General features: G+C 30.8%; 17 protein-coding genes. 1 reads left to right on the forward strand and 16 read right to left on the reverse strand.

Going from position 1 to position 16,632, the window contains the following annotated elements; translation table 11 throughout:
• Nucleotides 1-30 precede the first annotated feature (30 nt).
• From BN2087_RS00865 to BN2087_RS00935, 15 genes are all read right to left on the reverse strand, one after another.
• The gene (locus BN2087_RS00865; RefSeq protein WP_049690016.1) at nucleotides 31-1,395 is read right to left on the reverse strand and encodes a DUF438 domain-containing protein; all 1,365 of its coding nucleotides are present in this window, start codon (nucleotides 1,393-1,395) and stop codon (nucleotides 31-33) included.
• A 277-nt stretch (nucleotides 1,396-1,672) separates the two neighbouring features.
• Nucleotides 1,673-2,224, reverse strand: coding sequence for a fumarylacetoacetate hydrolase family protein (locus BN2087_RS00870; protein WP_342399197.1), 552 nt, complete (start codon nucleotides 2,222-2,224; stop codon nucleotides 1,673-1,675).
• A 409-nt stretch (nucleotides 2,225-2,633) separates the two neighbouring features.
• A complete protein-coding gene (locus tag BN2087_RS00875) occupies nucleotides 2,634-4,013 on the reverse strand; it encodes a GntP family permease (protein WP_049690017.1) in 1,380 nt (459 codons plus the stop codon).
• Nucleotides 4,014-4,023: 10 nt separating this feature from the next.
• On the reverse strand, nucleotides 4,024-5,016 hold the full coding sequence (pdxA, locus tag BN2087_RS00880) for a 4-hydroxythreonine-4-phosphate dehydrogenase PdxA (protein ID WP_049690018.1): 993 nt from the start codon (nucleotides 5,014-5,016) through the stop codon (nucleotides 4,024-4,026).
• Between the two features lie 2 nt (nucleotides 5,017-5,018).
• Entirely contained in the window at nucleotides 5,019-6,299 is a 1,281-nt protein-coding gene (locus tag BN2087_RS00885) for a four-carbon acid sugar kinase family protein (RefSeq protein ID WP_049690019.1), read from the reverse strand.
• A gap of 18 nt (nucleotides 6,300-6,317) precedes the next feature.
• Nucleotides 6,318-7,046 (reverse strand): DeoR/GlpR family DNA-binding transcription regulator, encoded by a 729-nt coding sequence (locus tag BN2087_RS00890; protein ID WP_162489897.1) that lies wholly within the window; start codon nucleotides 7,044-7,046, stop codon nucleotides 6,318-6,320.
• Nucleotides 7,047-7,140: 94 nt separating this feature from the next.
• Nucleotides 7,141-7,998: a DegV family protein gene (locus BN2087_RS00895; RefSeq protein WP_049690021.1), complete on the reverse strand. Its 858-nt coding sequence runs from the start codon at nucleotides 7,996-7,998 to the stop codon at nucleotides 7,141-7,143.
• A 75-nt stretch (nucleotides 7,999-8,073) separates the two neighbouring features.
• Nucleotides 8,074-8,763, reverse strand: coding sequence for a 2,3-diphosphoglycerate-dependent phosphoglycerate mutase (gene gpmA / locus BN2087_RS00900; protein WP_049690022.1), 690 nt, complete (start codon nucleotides 8,761-8,763; stop codon nucleotides 8,074-8,076).
• Nucleotides 8,763-9,812, reverse strand: coding sequence for a rod shape-determining protein (gene mreB / locus BN2087_RS00905; RefSeq protein ID WP_049690023.1), 1,050 nt, complete (start codon nucleotides 9,810-9,812; stop codon nucleotides 8,763-8,765). Before mreB ends, gpmA begins: the two co-directional genes overlap by 1 nt.
• Nucleotides 9,813-9,820: 8 nt before the next feature.
• The gene (gene metK / locus BN2087_RS00910; RefSeq protein ID WP_049690024.1) at nucleotides 9,821-10,990 is read right to left on the reverse strand and encodes a methionine adenosyltransferase; all 1,170 of its coding nucleotides are present in this window, start codon (nucleotides 10,988-10,990) and stop codon (nucleotides 9,821-9,823) included.
• 37 nt (nucleotides 10,991-11,027) lie between these two features.
• Nucleotides 11,028-11,504: a 2-C-methyl-D-erythritol 2,4-cyclodiphosphate synthase gene (ispF, locus tag BN2087_RS00915; RefSeq protein WP_049690025.1), complete on the reverse strand. Its 477-nt coding sequence runs from the start codon at nucleotides 11,502-11,504 to the stop codon at nucleotides 11,028-11,030.
• A gap of 1 nt (nucleotide 11,505) precedes the next feature.
• Entirely contained in the window at nucleotides 11,506-12,195 is a 690-nt protein-coding gene (ispD, locus tag BN2087_RS00920) for a 2-C-methyl-D-erythritol 4-phosphate cytidylyltransferase (RefSeq protein ID WP_049690026.1), read from the reverse strand.
• Nucleotide 12,196: 1 nt separating this feature from the next.
• Nucleotides 12,197-13,297, reverse strand: a complete 1,101-nt coding sequence (locus BN2087_RS00925) for a PIN/TRAM domain-containing protein (protein ID WP_049690027.1) — start codon at nucleotides 13,295-13,297, stop codon at nucleotides 12,197-12,199.
• Nucleotides 13,298-13,314: 17 nt separating this feature from the next.
• On the reverse strand, nucleotides 13,315-13,794 hold the full coding sequence (locus BN2087_RS00930; protein WP_049690028.1) for a CarD family transcriptional regulator: 480 nt from the start codon (nucleotides 13,792-13,794) through the stop codon (nucleotides 13,315-13,317).
• Nucleotides 13,795-13,875: 81 nt separating this feature from the next.
• Entirely contained in the window at nucleotides 13,876-14,814 is a 939-nt protein-coding gene (locus BN2087_RS00935; RefSeq protein WP_049690029.1) for a diacylglycerol/lipid kinase family protein, read from the reverse strand.
• A 166-nt stretch (nucleotides 14,815-14,980) separates the two neighbouring features.
• Here BN2087_RS00935 and BN2087_RS00940 point away from each other — a divergent pair, with 166 nt between their 5' ends.
• Nucleotides 14,981-15,529: an energy-coupled thiamine transporter ThiT gene (locus BN2087_RS00940; RefSeq protein WP_049690030.1), complete on the forward strand. Its 549-nt coding sequence runs from the start codon at nucleotides 14,981-14,983 to the stop codon at nucleotides 15,527-15,529.
• Between the two features lie 122 nt (nucleotides 15,530-15,651).
• On the opposite strand, the gene BN2087_RS00945 is transcribed toward BN2087_RS00940, so the two are convergent.
• Nucleotides 15,652-16,578, reverse strand: coding sequence for a type I phosphomannose isomerase catalytic subunit (locus tag BN2087_RS00945; protein WP_049690031.1), 927 nt, complete (start codon nucleotides 16,576-16,578; stop codon nucleotides 15,652-15,654).
• Nucleotides 16,579-16,632: the final 54 nt, after the last annotated feature.

Raw genomic sequence — 16,632 nt, forward strand, 5'->3', positions numbered from 1 at the left:
GAAATTTTAATCTAGGGATCAATTTATTTTTTATTTCTTCTTAGCCTTATCCCAAATTTCAAGATAAGATTTGTAGAAAGAAAGATCTTGGACAGTTTCCAAAACTCCTAAATAATTTCCGTTCTTATCCCTAACTGCATAGTAGGTCACAGCGTGGTCATTGCCCTTTATGTTTTTTATGATTTGAAATTTATCCTTGCTTCCTTCCTTAAATTCACCGATAAGCTTTCTTACAATTGGCTCAACTTGTGGTGGGTGACATGAATAAACTTCCCTTCCTAAGGATGTTTTTGCTCTTTTAAAAATTTTATCAGCTTTTATGTCATTATAATAAGAATTTATATCATTTTTATCTACAAAAGTTATCTCAATTTCCAAAGTATCAAGAAGGGCCTCAAGCTCATCAACTTTCATCTTTCCCTTAGAAAAATTAATATATCCATCCATAGAATCTTTCTCATTATTTGTATTTTCTCCATCATCCCAAATTTCTTTTTTGATTATATCATCAGGATAATCTTTCAAATCCTCATAAAGTCCCAAAAAATCTTCATTTGAAATCACATCTTCCATCAAAGGATACAAGATATTTTCTTCCTTATAAGTCATCTCCCTTGCTCGTTCAAATACTTTTTTGACATCATCTAAATCAGATTTTTTTAAAGCTTTTTTGAAATTTTTAGAAATTTCTATATCCACGCCCCACATAATTTCAGATGGACCTGGCTTTTTATAATTTTCCTTTAACAAAGGATAAATCAAATCCCCCTTTTTCCTATAATGTGAAGTGATTTTATTAGAAATATCTTTAATTTTTTCCAAATCTTGACTGTTTTCTCCTAAATCGATAAGTTCTTTAATTTTTTCATTTTCCAAAAAGAAAAACCTAAGAGGATGACCAGAAATATTTATTAATTTCAAATCCTTTCCTCCTTCACTTTCCGTTTTCCCATGAAAAAGTGAGGAATGTACATCACAAAGCCTTTGAACATCAGCCCTATCAACTCCCCCTTCAAGAAGAGCTTCCTCAGCATCCATAATTTCAGAAGATGAAACATTTTCGAAATTTTTTACAAAATCTTTTCTAACACTTTGAAGATCCTCACCCTCTGACAATCTTTTTACATAAGATTTAATGAGTTCTCTTCTATTTTTAACTTCAAAATCATCATAAGAGTTAATAATTTCATAACCCAAATCTTCTAACTTTTTGTCAACATTATCAATTCCAACCATCTTTGCCCCGAGTCTAATAGACATTTTTTTGCCCATAGTTTTAAGCATAAGAGGATTGGAAAGATTTTTAAAACCAAGACCTATAAGATCTTTTTTTAATTTATCATCACGATTAACTAAATCATAAATCGCCTTATTAATATCAATTTTTTTAGCCATAATATCCTCCAATATTATTATACTCTTCAATTGATAATGTCTATTATTTACATAAAAAAAGCAAGAAGTATCTTGATCAGAGCGTAGCCAAAGTATGAATGTAGATAATAATTTATTTTAAAATAAAAATTAAGCTACGTACCATCTCGACTAAGTGAGTGAAACGAACGCATGGAGAAATCTCACTAGATTTCTCCACTCACTACGTTCGGTCGAAATGGGCATATTTTTAGTTTGTCAACAACCTGAAGCAAGAAGTATCTTGCTTTTTTATATCTTATCCTACTTTATTTTTTAAAACACCAATTTTTTCAATTTCCATTTCAATTTCATCATATTTTTTCAAAAATCTAGGAGGATCAAAGACCATTCCAACTCCAGATGGAGTACCTGTTGCTATGATAGTGCCTTTTTTTAAGGTCATAGCTTCCGACAAATTTTCAATCATTTTATCCACAGATAAAATCATATATTTTGTAGAATTTTCTTGCCTTATTTCTCCATTTATTTTTGTTCTAAGCCTTAAATTATTATAATCAAAACTTCCATCATTTAACAAAATACAAGGCCCCATTACAGACGAACCATCAAAACTTTTTCCATAGTACCATTGTTTGTATTTAGTTTGAAGTTCTCTTGCTGAAAGGTCATTAAAAATTGTAAAACCAAATATATAATTTTTAGCCTCATTCGCCTTTACATTTTTACAATCTTTCCCAATAATCACTCCAAGTTCGATTTCATAATCAAGACAATCGGTTATTTTTTCATTTAAAAGAATCTTTTCTTCATTTCCAAGAATTTTATTTGCTCCCTTAGAAAAATAAATTGTATCAACATTTTTGGCAAAATCTTCTTTAGAAACAAGTTAAAGCTCATCTTTATGATCTAGATAATTCATCCCTATACAAATTATATCTTGTTTTGGATATTCTATTGGACTTAAAATTTTATAAGGTCCACTCACTTCCTCCAAACTTGAAAGATCAAGCTTTAATGGGTTTATTTCTTTTTCTATTAGATCATTTATATCAGAAAGTTGATATTTTAGATTATTTAAAATATATCTTTTTTTATTTTTTCTATCAAAATCTTTTTCTTATTTTCTATTTCAACATATAAAATTTTCATACCTACTCCTTTTAATTTTCCGTTTATAATCTATATCCAAGGAAATATTCATAAATTAAAAACTTCACAATAAATACCCATGGGATTTATCATGAAGTTTTATAATTTTAACCAAATAGTAGGTTTAAAATAACTATTGAAACAAATCCAACAGCCCAAGCAATTGTTGATATTATTGAATATCCCTTTATTTGCTCTTTGGCCTTTGTTAAACCTAGCGACCTATTTACAACCCAGAAAAATGAATCATTAAAGTATGAGAAAAATAATGATCCAACACAGGCTGATAGGGTTGCAAACACTGGATCTACTCCCAACTCTAAAACTATAGGAGCTGAAATTGACGCTGATGTTAACATAGCAACCGTTCCTGATCCTTGTATAAATCTAATTAATGTTGATATTATAAATGGCAACAACAATGGATTTATTTTCATCTTTGAAATTGAAGTTGCTATATCAGATCCAACACCAGATTCTGTTAGAACTTTTCCTAAGGCTCCTCCACCACCTGTGACAAGAATTATTATTCCTGCAGACTGGATGCCTATTTCTAACTCTTTTATCACCTTATCTCTTGACATATTTTTAGTTAGGGTAATAATCGCTATTACTAAACCTATTCCAACAGCAACTATAGGTGTTCCCAAAAATACAAAAGCGCTTAAAATTCCTTTTATTTCAAATCCTTTTACTTTTGAAAGAGCTCCTATTATTGTATTTATTAAGATGAGTATTATAGGAACTATTATTGGTAAAAACGCTATTGTTGCTGATGGCATTTTTTCATTTTCATCTAATCTATAATCAACTATTTTAATTTCTTCTTGAATTTCTGGTCTTATCCAATCTCCATTTTCATCTGGCAATTGGTAAACCTTTTTCCCATAGTATCTAGCGTATAATAAGGTTGCTACAACCATCGGTATTGCTATTACTATACCCCACAAAATAACAGCACCTACATTTGCTCCAAAAATTCCAGCAGCTCCTACAGGTCCTGGAGTTGGTGGAACCAAGGTATGGGTTATTACAAGTCCTGATGCTAGGGCAAGTCCTAATGTAATAACTGATTTTCTTGTATTTTTTGATAGGGCCTTTGCCACTGGAAATAAAATTATAAAGCCTGAGTCACAATAAATTGGTATTGAAACTAAAAATCCTGTAATGGCCATGGCCAAATCTTCCCTACCCTTACCAAATATTTTTATAAAGGTTAGGGCCATTCTCTTTGCAGCGTTTGAAATTTCAAAAAGCTGCCCCATCATTACCCCAAATCCAATTATTATTCCTATACTTCCAAGTGTACCTCCAAATCCATCCGTTACACTTTTTATTACTTCTTCATAAGGCATTCCGCCGGCTACTCCTATAAAAAGAGCTGAAATAATAAGAGCTAAAAATGTATGTATTTTTGTTTTTACAATAAGCCCTATTAGTAGGACAAGTCCTACTATTAAGGCTATTAATATTCTATTATCTGACATATTTTACCTACTATCTTCTAAATTGTGGGCCATATTTTGCAGCAAGTTTCACAGCCTCTACCATGCTTACTTCTGATGCAATATTTTTTCCTGCAACATCAAAGGCTGTTCCATGGTCTACAGAAGTTCTTAAAAATGGCATTGAATTTGTAAGTGAAATTGTCTTCATAAAGTTATATGTTTTTGTAGCAATGTGTCCTTGATCGTGATAAAGTGACAAAACTGCTCCAAATTTTCCTTGAAGTCCTTGGGCAAATACAGAATCAGCTCCTACAGGTCCTACAACATCAAATCCTTTTTTCTTAGCATCTTCTATTGCTGGACTAATCTCTTCTACTTCTTCATATCCAAACAAACCATGCTCGCCTGAGTGTGGATTTAATCCAGCAACTGCAAGAGTTCCTTCAACTCCCAATCTCTTCATAGCTTCTGTACATCTTTCAATGTATTCATAAACCTTATCATATTTAACTTGATCTATTGCATCTTTTAGTGAAAGGTGTCTTGATAAGAAAAACACTCTCAGTCCTTCTACTTCAAACATTGTAAGTGGATCTTTTACTCCAGATATTTTTTCAAACATTTCTGTATGCCCTATAAATGGTATATCAGCTGCCCTTAATGATTCTTTATTGATTGGTGATGTAGCAACAGATTCTACTTCTCCATTCATAGCAAGCTCACCTGCTTTAAAAATATATTCATAAGCTGCCTTACCACAAGCTGCACTTATCTCGCCAAATTCATAATCTTCTGGCATATTTTTTAAATCTATTAAATCTATTGTTCCAAATTCATATTTTCCTTCGTTTACATGTTCAATAATATTTATTTTTAAATCAAGGCCTGTAACTTTTAAGGCTTTTTCTAAAACATTCTTATCTCCTACCAAAACTATATCAGCTTGGTCATACAATTCTTTTACATTAAATGTTTTTGCTACTATCTCTGGTCCTATTCCTGCTGGATCTCCTAATGTTACTGCTATTCTACTTCTTTTCATTTTTATTCTCCTTTACTTAATAATCTGTCGATACATTTTACCATTATTTGGTCTGTTCCAACCATGCCACCCTTACTTACAATTTTTAAACCATCTACACATCCACCTATAAGTCTTCCATAGGCAACTAGAGGTTCTATTTCTTCTCTTATTTCAATTCCTTGGCTGCCAAGCTCTTCTGTTACTGCTATTGTTACATCTCCTCCAGAAGTAAAGGCCCCAGATATTGCCTTGTCCTTAACTATTATTTTTTTTGCAATTTTGGCAAGTCCTCTAGAAATCATAAGAGATAGGTCATCAATACTCATATTTTTTTCTTCAGAGATTGATTTTAAATCAAGTCTTTTTGCAATATCATCTGGTGTTGTAGTTATTATAACTAATTTCCTTTCCTTTAACTCTTTTTCTGCAAGATTTGTTGCTCTTTCGATCTCTTCTAAAGCTAGATTTATGTCTATTAGTTTTATAGGATCTACTTCAAGTTTAAAAGAATTGAAATTTTTGTATAATTGTTTCATTTGATTAATTGTCACATTTGTAACTGAGCCGATTACTGCTAAAGCCTTTGTACTAATGTGACTTTGCTTATAAAGAATTTTTGTTACTTCTTTTGTAAATGGACCTGGATCTACGCTAATAAAGTTTACTTTGCTTTCTATACTTGCTTTAGCAATCATTCTTATTTGCTCATTTGTTATAGCATCAAAGATAAGAAGGTCATAGTCTTTATTTTCAATTATTAATTTTTTTATATTTTCAAGACCCTTTTCAATATCATTTATAGATATATGTTTGATTTTTCCTTCATAATCTTTTTTAAAATTCTCGCTAACCAAGTTAGATACGGCTGATATTTTTGAATCCTTGCCTGCATCTGTATTCATCAAGGGAATTCCATCTACATACATAAAATCGTTTACTACAATTCTTTTAGAATCTGGAAAAGATGGAACACAAATAGCCAAGCTTTTATTTCCTAAAGCATCTTGATAAGCCTTAAGTTCCGATCCTAGGTTTCCTCTTAGGGTAGAATCTATCCTTTTAGAATATAAAATCACTTCATCTTTTTTAACTTTATTAACTTTTTCAAAAACTCTTTTATAAGCTTGAGCTGAACTCATAGCCCTAGAGTCGGTTGTAAAAGCAAATACATCAATTTCTCCACGAAGATCACTAATATCGTTTCCAGTGATACTTGCAGTTGTTAAGCCTATCCCCTTCATCAAGGCACAATTTGCATTGGCACCCGTCAAATCATCGGCTATTATCATAACCTCTTTCATAATCCCTCCTTTGAATTTTTAAATGTTAGATTTAAAATCTTCAGTTATAAAATAATCAAATTCATCACACTTGTTGAAAGAATAGAAACCTGTTTTCCCAAATTTACTGCTATCTGTCATCATTATGGATAAATTAGAATTTTCAATCATTTTTCTTTTTATCCTTCCTTTTTTTTCTGATGTTGAGTAAACAAACTTTTCATCATAGGCATCTGTGCCCATAAAACAAATGTCTGCATGCAGTCTTGATAAGTTCTCAAGTCCATCAATAGAAGATAAGGTTCTTGTTTTTGTATCTACATATCCACCTAATAAATATGTTTTTATATTTTCAAAATCCGATAAGATGTAGGCTATTCCTAAATCATATGTAATAACTTCTATATTTTTATATTTTTTAATATAATCAACAAGCATATAAGTTGTAGTTCCAGAATCTAAGAATATAACTATGTCATCTTCTAAAAACTTACTTGCCTTTAAGGCTATAGATTTTTTTAAATCTATATTTATGGTTTTCTTGTTATCAACCGCAAGTTCTTTTATATTTTTTTGAATCTTAATAGCTCCACCGTGGGTTCTTTTGGCAATATTTTTTTCTTCAAGCTCTTTCAAATCTTTTCTTATAGTTACTTCAGAAACATTAAGATCATCTGCCAAATCGGAAACATTAACCCTGTAATCTTTATTAAGTTTACTTTCGATAAATTTCAATCTTTCTTCTAAAAACATTTTATTTAATTTCATTTCCTTTCGTTTACTTTTATATAATACCACACTTAAAAATTTTTTGCAAACATTTTTACAAAAAAATACCAAGCCATACATGGCCTGGTATTTTTTAGCAATCAACAACACTTACAAGTAGAGATTTGGGTCCTAGGTGGACTCCAAAAACTGGTGGGACTGGCATTTCTTTGAATAGTTTTGCGTTTTTTATTTCGTCTTTTAATAATTCTTTTATTATTTTTATTTCTTCAAGACTGTTCCCTCCACCAATTGCTAAAATGTATTCTTTTTTATCTTGGATTTTTTCCTTAACAATTTTCGCCATTTCTTTGAAAGATTTCTTTTTACCTATTACTTTTTTGGCAATTTTAATTTCCCCATCTTTCATTGTAAAAATCGGTGTAAATTTCATTATACTTGCTACTTTTCCAATAGATTTTGGCAATCTACCTCCTTTTACAAGGTAGTCGAGTGTATCTGCTCTTACAAATACATTTGCTTTTTTTACATCTTCTATAGCATCCTTATAAATTTCTTGGTAACTTTTACCAGCTAGTGCAGATTTTGCGGCCTTAGTAGCTATAAAATATATGGGTAGGGATGCAATTTCTGTATCAATAATATCAATACTTACATCTTTATTTTCTATGTGATTTTTTGCCAAATTCATCATATTATTCATTCCAGAAAGCGATGATCCTATCGAAAAGCAAAGAATTTTATTATAACCTTCATTTATATACTCATTTAACATTTCCGTAAATTCTCCGACTCCAGGAATTGAAGTTGTTACTTTTCTCTCGCTTTTACCAAGTTTGCCAAAAAATTCTTCACTATCAATATCAATTTGATCTGTATAAGTTTCACCATCAATATGAATTTTAAAAGGAATAATCCCGATATTATATTTTTTCGCCTCTTTGGGACTAATCGAACTTCCCGAATCAACTATTATCTTTATTTTTTCCATTTTTTCCTCTTTTAATTATTTTTTCTTAAAAAAAACAGCCTCAAAACAAAAAGTTTTGAGGCCTTATGTCTTTTTTTATAAATAATATTTTTTGATTACATTTAGATTATCATCTAATTCGTAAACTAATGGTTGTCCTGTTGGGATTTCTAAATCCATTATGTCATCATCTGAAATTTTTTCTAAATGTTTTGCCATAGCTCTTAGAGAATTTCCGTGTGCTGCTACTAAAACTGTTTTTCCATCAATTAAGTCTTTTGCAATATTATCTGTATAAAATGGAAGACATCTTTCGAGGGTTACTTTTAAGTTTTCTGCAACTGGAATTATATCTTGTGGATATTCTTTAAACCTATCCTCGCTTGCTTGTGCTTTTGCTTCTTCTTCAGATAGAGCTGGTGGAAGTGTATCGTATGATCTTCTCCAAATATGAACTTGTTCATCTCCATATTTTTCTGCTGTTTCTTTTTTATTTAATCCTTGAAGTGCTCCATAGTGACGTTCGTTTAATCTCCAAGATTTTACAACTGGAACATACATTTGGTCAGAATATTCAAGGGCAAAGTTACAAGTTTTAATTGCTCTTTTTAAAATTGAAGTATAAGCAATATCGAATTTTATTCCTGCATCTTTTATTTTTCTTCCAGCTTCTTTTGCCTCTTCAACTCCCTTGTCTGATAAATCTACATCTACCCACCCTGTAAATTTATTGGCAAGATTCCATTCACTTTGTCCATGTCTTACGAAAACTAATTTTTTTGTCATTATCTTCTCCTCATTTTTTCCTTTTTTTCAAGTTGCTTTTGCTTGGCTTTCATTGACTCATTTTTTTCTTCATCAATATTGTCAATCCAGGTAAGGGCGCTTGCTGTTCCCTTGATTACACATTCTCTTGGATCTTCTGCAATTTTTGCATCAATTTGAAGTCTTTCATTGATTCTTTTTGCAAGACCCAATGTTAAGGCTCCGCCTCCTGTTAAAAATATACCCCTTTCGTACAAATCTGCAGCTAATTCTGGTGGAGTTTGCTCTAAAACATTTTTTACTCCATTTATAATTTTATCAATTGATGGGAGTAAACATGAATAAATTTCTCCAACTGGAAGATATATTTTTGAAGGAAGACCGTCATCCATAAGTCTTCCAACAACTTCTATTGAATCTGTGTAGTCAGCTTCTTGGGCTTTTATTTTTATCATCTCAGCACTAGCATCGCCGATTAGCATCCTGTATCTTTTTCTTATATGATCTTTTATATCACTATCGAAAGTATCTCCAGAAATTTCTATTGAATCGCTTGTTACAATTTGTCCCATAGAAACTACGGCAATATCTGAAGTTCCTCCTCCAATATCTATAACCATATTTCCTTTTTCATCTGTAATATCTATATCAGCTCCGATCGCTGCTGCAAGAGGCTCATCAATCAAATAAACTCTGTGAGCTCCTGCATTTTCTGCAGCTTGAAGGACTGCTCTTTTTTCAATTTGAGTAGCCTTACTTGGAACACAAATCAAAAGATCTGGTTTGAACAAGGACCTATTTAAGGATTTTTTTAAAAAATATTTTAGCATTTCTTCTGTTGCATTAAAATCTGCAATAACTCCATCTTTTAAAGGCTTTAAGGCGATTACATTTCCTGGAGTTCTTCCCAAAATTTTCTTTGCATCTTTTCCAACCGAAAGAATTTTTCCAGTAAGAGTGTCTTTGGCTATAACTGAAGGTTCTTCTAGGCAAATCCCCTTATCCTCTACAAAAACTAGGACTGAGGCTGTTCCCAAATCTATTGCGACACTTTTTCTAAACCTTGACATGGTCTCTCCTATTTATTTTTCAATTTATCAACTTGGTCTAATTTTTCCCAAGTAAAATCTTCATCATTTCTTCCAAAGTGTCCATAAGCTGCAGTTTTTTTGAAAATTGGCCTTTGTAAGTCTAATTTATCAATTATTGCTTGAGGTCTAAAATCAAAAACTTCTTTTACAATTTCTGCAAGTTTTTCATCTTCATATTTTCCACTTCCAAAACTATCTACATAAATTGATAGAGGTTTTGCAACTCCGATTGCATAAGCTACTCCAATTTCACATTTTTTACAAAGACCTGCTGCAACCATATTTTTTGCTGCATATCTTGCCATGTAAGCTGCAGACCTATCAACTTTTGTAGCATCTTTTCCAGAAAATGCTCCACCACCAGATTTTGAATATCCACCATAAGAGTCTACGATTATTTTTCTTCCTGTAAGGCCTGAGTCACCTTTTGGTCCACCAACTACAAATTTTCCTGTTGGATTTATATAAAATTTAGTATCATCGTCGATGTATTTTGTATCAATAACTTCTTTTATAACTTTTTCGATTACATCTTTTTTGATTTGTTCAAGACTTACATCTTCTGAGTGTTGGGTTGAAATAACTACGGAATCTACTCTTTTTAGTTCTCCATCATCATATTCAACTGTAACTTGACTTTTCCCATCTGGTCTTAAATAATCTAGAATTTTTTCTTTTCTTACATAAGTTAATCTTTGTGCAAGTTTTTGAGCATAAACAACTGATAAAGGAAGGTATTCTTCTGTTTCATCATCTGCATAACCAAAAACCATTCCTTGGTCTCCTGCTCCGATTTTGTCGTACTTATCATTTGTAGATTTAAAATCCATTGAGTCGTTTACACCTTGGGCAATGTCAGGAGATTGTTCTATTAATGAAGTTAAAACTGCAACGTTTTGATAATCAAATCCTAATTTTGGATCGTCATAACCAATTTCTTTTATTGTATCTCTTGCTATGCTTTCTATTGGTGCATAGGCATTTGTTGAAATCTCTCCCACAACTAGGACAAGTCCTGTTGTGGTTATACATTCGCAAGCTACTCTTGAATTTTTATCTTGTTTTAAACATTCATCTAAAATTGCATCAGAAATTTGGTCGCAAATTTTATCAGGATGCCCTTCTGTTACTGATTCTGAAGTAAATAATTTTTTCATTTTTAATCCTTCCTATAATTTAAAATATAAAATAATTTTAATCTATTTTTTCTAATAAAACCACAGCTCTTGCTTCAATCCCTTCTCCTCGTCCTGTAAAAGAAAGTTTTTCTGAAGTTGAAGCCTTGATTGATACATTTTCTGGGTCTGTTTTTAAATGTTTTGCCAATTTTTTTTGAATTTCTTCTCTTTTTGGGGAAATTTTTGGAAACTCACAAATAACTACAGTGTCTAAATTTCCAATTTTATAGGATTTTTCTTCCATTAATTTTACAACCCTGTCGAGAAGTTTGATTGAGTAAATATCTTTAAACTCATCGTCGTTGTCTGGAAATAAATTTCCAATATCTGGAAGGTTTAGGGCTCCCAAAATTGCATCCATTATGGCGTGAACCAAAACATCTGCATCCGAATGTCCCAAAAGTCCTTTTTCATATTGAAATTCTACTCCACCCAAAATTAGTTTTCTATTTTCAACCAATTTGTGAACATCATATCCTATTCCAATTCTCATTTTAATCCTCTAAAAAACCTCTAGCAAATATCAAATCTTCTGGTGTAGTCATTTTTATATTTGAATATTCGCCTTCGACTACCTTAATTTTTTCTTTACTAAATATTTCAAAAAGCTGGCTATCATCTGTTATTGTAAAATTACTTTGTGTATATTTTTGGTAAAAATCCAAAATCATATCCTTGTCAAAGGCTTGGGGAGTTTGGACATTGTAAACTTCTTTTCTTAGTGGAGTTGTTTTAACCAATGAATTTTCGTCCACAATTTTTACCGTATCTTTTGATTTTACTGCACTTATTACAGCCTTGTATTCTTTTAAATTTTCTATTACTTTTTCAAATAATTCCTTGCTCGCAAAAGGTCTTACCCCATCGTGGGTTAAGACCAATTTTGAATCTTCGTCTACAGCTTTTAGGCCCTCGTAGCTTGAAAGCTCTCTTGTTTCTTTTCCAAAAACATAAGAAATTTTCTTATCATATTTTTTCAAAATATCTTTCAAATAATTTTCGTCTTCTTTTCTTATTACTACAATTATTTGGTCGATTTTTTCAAGAGTTACTATGGTATCAAGGCTAATTTCTAGAATTTTTCTGCCCATAATTTCTATGTAGGGTTTGGCCTTGTCGGATTTCATCCTAAGTCCGTTTCCTGCTGCTGTAATTACTGCTGATATTTTTTTGTCATCTATCATATTATTCCTTTGCCCTTACAAATATCATTTTTCCAGCCGATGTTTGTAAAACACTGGTTACTGTTGTACTAATTTTCTTTCCAATCAAATCTTTTCCATCTTCTACAACAACCATAGTTCCATCTTCAAGATAACCAACTCCTTGGTTTCTTGATTTTCCTTCTTTGATAACTTCAATTTCCATTATCTCTCCAGGTAAAACCTTAGTTTTCATTGCATTTGCCAAATCATTTATATTTAAAACTGTTATTCCTTGAACATCTGCAACCTTGTTTAGGTTGTAGTCATTGGTGAAAATTTTTGCTCCACTTTCTTGGGCAAATTTCAAAAGTTTTGAATCTACTTCTTTTATTTCTGGAAAATCTTTTGAGCTAATTTCAAGATTTATATCCTTATTTTTTTTGATCTCTTTTACAACATCTAGCCCACGTCTGCCCCTTTCTCTTTTTAAATCGTCGGGACTGTCGGCTATGTGTTGGAGCTCTTCTAGAACAAATTCTGGTATTATTAGTTTTCCTTCAATGAAATTTATCTTAATAATATCCAAAATTCTTCCATCAATTAAAACTGATGTGTCGATTAATTTTAAGGATGTATCTTTTGCGATTTCTTTTTTATTTTCTCTTCTGTTTGATATTTTTACTTCTTTTACTTTTTGAAATATTTGAGGGTATTTGTCTGGATATTTTGATGCAATTCTCCAACCCAAAAGTCCAAAGCCCAAATAAATAATAATGGATAATAGCACAAAAATCGAATTACCAACTACTGGTAATGACAAAGAGCTTAATGGTTTGGTTGCGAGAAAGGCTAAAAGTAAACCTACAATTACTCCGCTTATTCCAACTGCTACACTAAGAGGCGGTAAATCCTCCAAATATTTTTCTAATTTCATAAATACATCTTCCATCATTTTGTAAATTAAACCTGATAGAAAATAAAATATGCCTGCAAATGCTAAAGCTATTAGGACATTAAGTGTAATGAAAAAAACAGAACTATCTATTGTAAAATCCACAACAGATAGTACCAATTTTAACACAGATATGCCTAGAATAGCTCCGATTACAGAAAACATAATTCGAAATATTCTATTTAACATTATCTTCTCCTATTTTTTTATAAACCGATTGATTCATCAATCATTTTTTCGGCCTCATCTTTTTCAAGAGAGCCTGACAAGACTAGCTCACTTGCCATAATTCTTCTAGCCCTATTCAAAAGCTTTTTTTCAGTAGTTGAAAGTCCCTTGTCATCATCCAAGGCAACAAGGTCTCTAACCATATTTGCAATTTTGAAAATATCTCCAGTTTTTAAAATTTCTTGGTTTTCCCTATATCTTAGGTTCCAATTTGAATTTAATTCCTCAGGGTCTTCTTCTAGAATTGCAAGTATCTCTTCTCCTTCTTTTTTGGATATAATATCCCTAATATTCATTTTGTTAATATTTGCTTTTGGAATTGATATATCCATGTTACCTATAGGCATTTTGAGTATAAAATATTCTTTTTCCTCGCCTAAAAATTCTTTGGTTTGTACAGAATCTATTATCCCAGCTCCGTGCATAGGATAAACTATTTTATCACCGATTTTAAACATTTTGACCTCCTAGGTTCTCTCTATTATTATAACCTTTTTTGGCAAAATAGTAAAATCAAATAATTTTATAGTATACTACCTCTATATTCTTTTGTCAATTAATTTTTTATTATTAATTAACTCTCTACTATCTTTTGAAAATCCCGTCCTAAATTTAACTGCCCTGTTTAAAACTTTGACTTCACTTTTTTTGTAAGATCCGCCAAAATCTCCGTCCAAAGTCCAGTCAATTTTTTCTTCGCTTTCAACTTTAAAAACAGATCCTGACCTAAAAATTATATTATCATTTTCTTTTTTACTTCTTAGCCCATCAATGATTTGGTTTAATTCAATAAGTCCATTTGGTTTTTTTATCAAAACAGCTTCAAAAATCCCATCATCAAGACCAATATTTTTATTATAAAAATTATTAAAACCACCAACTGAAACGGAATTTGTCGCCATAAAATGGATAAAATCTCCTTCAAAGACTTCCTCATCAATTTTTATTTTCGCCTTGTAGGATTTTAAGTTTGAAACAGTTTTTACCCCTTCCAAAATATAGGCAAATCTTCCAAAAATATTTTTCATTGATTGGTCAGTTTCGTAAGAAACTTGGGCGATTGATCCAAAGGCTGCAACGTAGGTGAAAAATTTAGAATTAAATTTTCCTACATCCACATCCATAACCTCGCCTTTAATAGCAAATTTTGTAGATTTTTTTATATCGGAAGGAATTTTTAATGATCTTGAAAAATCATTTGTTGATCCTGTTGGAATGTATCCAATTATTGAATTTTCTTTTGCTTTTAATAAACCAGATACAACCTCATCCAAGGTTCCATCTCCTCCGCTTACTAAAATTTCATCATAATCCTTGGCAAATTCTTTGACCTTTTCCCTGGCATCATTTGCTTTTTGAGTTGCGTAGACTGTAGGAAAATATGAATTTTTGCAGAAATATTCAACAATTGAGCTTAAATGATTTCCAATAGTCCTTTGCCCACTCATTGGGTTATATATATATAATATTTTTTTCATTTTATTCCTCAATTTTTGTAAATAATATATCTACATTTTACTAATTTTTCTTCATTTTTAAAGTATTCTTTGCTTATATTATTTTATATTATTTAATTTTATTTCTTAACGTGATATACTTAAAATTGTTATTATGTAAAATATAACAGAAAAAAAGGAGTAAAATATGGAGAAAAATAATACAAGATTTATAGTTGAAGGAGGAGTGTCAATCGCCCTTTCCTTTATACTTTCTTTTGTGGTTTTATTTAAAATGCCTCTTGGAGGTTCTGTTACCCTTGCTTCCAGACTTCCTCTGGTAATTTTTGCTATAAGATGGGGATTTAAAAAAGGCTTGTGGGCAGCTTTGATTTTTGGAGTTTTGAATTTACTTACTGCAACAACAATACTCCATCCAGCCCAAGCTTTATTGGATTATATCCTATCCTTTTCAGCAATTGCCATTTCTGGAATTTCTTTTGGAAAAAGCAAAAGCAAATTTTCTTATATACCTTCAATAATAATTTCTTATTTAGTAAGCGGTGCTTTCAATGTTATTAGCGCTTTTATCTTTTTTAATGATATGACTACAGCAAAAGCTGCAGGATTTAATAATTTTACCTTGTACGCTTTCGCATACAACTATTCATTCTTATCAGTAGATGCTTTAATTTTGATAATAGTATTCTTATTAATTTTTGATAGGTTAAAAGTTTATTTAAATAAACAAAATTAAAATAGAATTTTTGTTTTAAGCTTACCGAAAAAAATAAACCCATTTCGAAAAAAAGTAATGAATTGAGAAGTCTTATGAGATCTCTTAACTTTCGCTCGAGATGGTTTTTATTTTATTTATACTTAGTTTGAACTTGATTCTACAATTTCTAAATTTCCTTTAAAAGAATAAGACTTACAATAATTTGTGATTATAAAAAAATCTCCTTTTTTTATAGGATATTTTTCATCATCTACAATAATTTCTCCCTCACCTTTTATTACACTTTCTAAAATATAAGGATCTTTTCTTTCAAATGAAATTTCTTTTTCTACATTTATTTTTTTTACTGTAAAATATTCGTTATCATACAAATTTTCTGTATTTTTCCCTAAATTTTCGTGGATTTTCTCTGTATCAAGACATTTTAAGGCTTTTTTCGATCTATCAAGATGTAAATCTCTTTTATTTCCATTTTTATCTTTTCTATCGTAATCATAAAGTCTGTAGGTTATATCTGATGCTTGTTGAATTTCTAAAATCAGGCTTCCTTTTTTTATGGCGTGGACCATGCCGGCAGGAACTTTAAAAAAATCTCCTTTTTTCGAATCTTCTTCTTTTAATAAATCATCCCATTTTTCCTTATCTATTAAATCAAGAGCCTCTTTTTTACCCTTCGTTTTTAAGCCGTAGATTATTTTTGCTTGATTTTCATTTAAAATATACCAGCACTCGCTTTTTCCGTAGGAATTTTCATTTTTTGCCATTTCATCATCCGGATGAACTTGGATTGATAAGTCATCATTTGCATCTATTAATTTTATTAAAAGGGGAAAGTTTTCTTTTTTTTCATCTCCAAAAAGGTCCTTGTGGTTTTGGTATAATAAATCTAAACTTTCTCCCTTATATTTTCCGTTTAAAATTTTTGAAGGAAAGTCTTTCATTGCAGAAATAGCCCAATATTCTCCTATATTTTCGGATTTAAATTGGTAGGGAAATTCTTTTTTTAGCCTATCTCCTCCCCAAATTTTTTCTACAAATTCTCCTTTTAAAAATAATATTTTTTCCATAAGTCACCTCTTTTTTATTATACTAAGAAAAAAATAAAGCCCAAGGATAAAGCT

The sequence above is a fragment of the Anaerococcus jeddahensis genome, from assembly GCF_001182725.1.
In the GTDB taxonomy this organism is placed as follows: domain Bacteria; phylum Bacillota; class Clostridia; order Tissierellales; family Peptoniphilaceae; genus Anaerococcus; species Anaerococcus jeddahensis.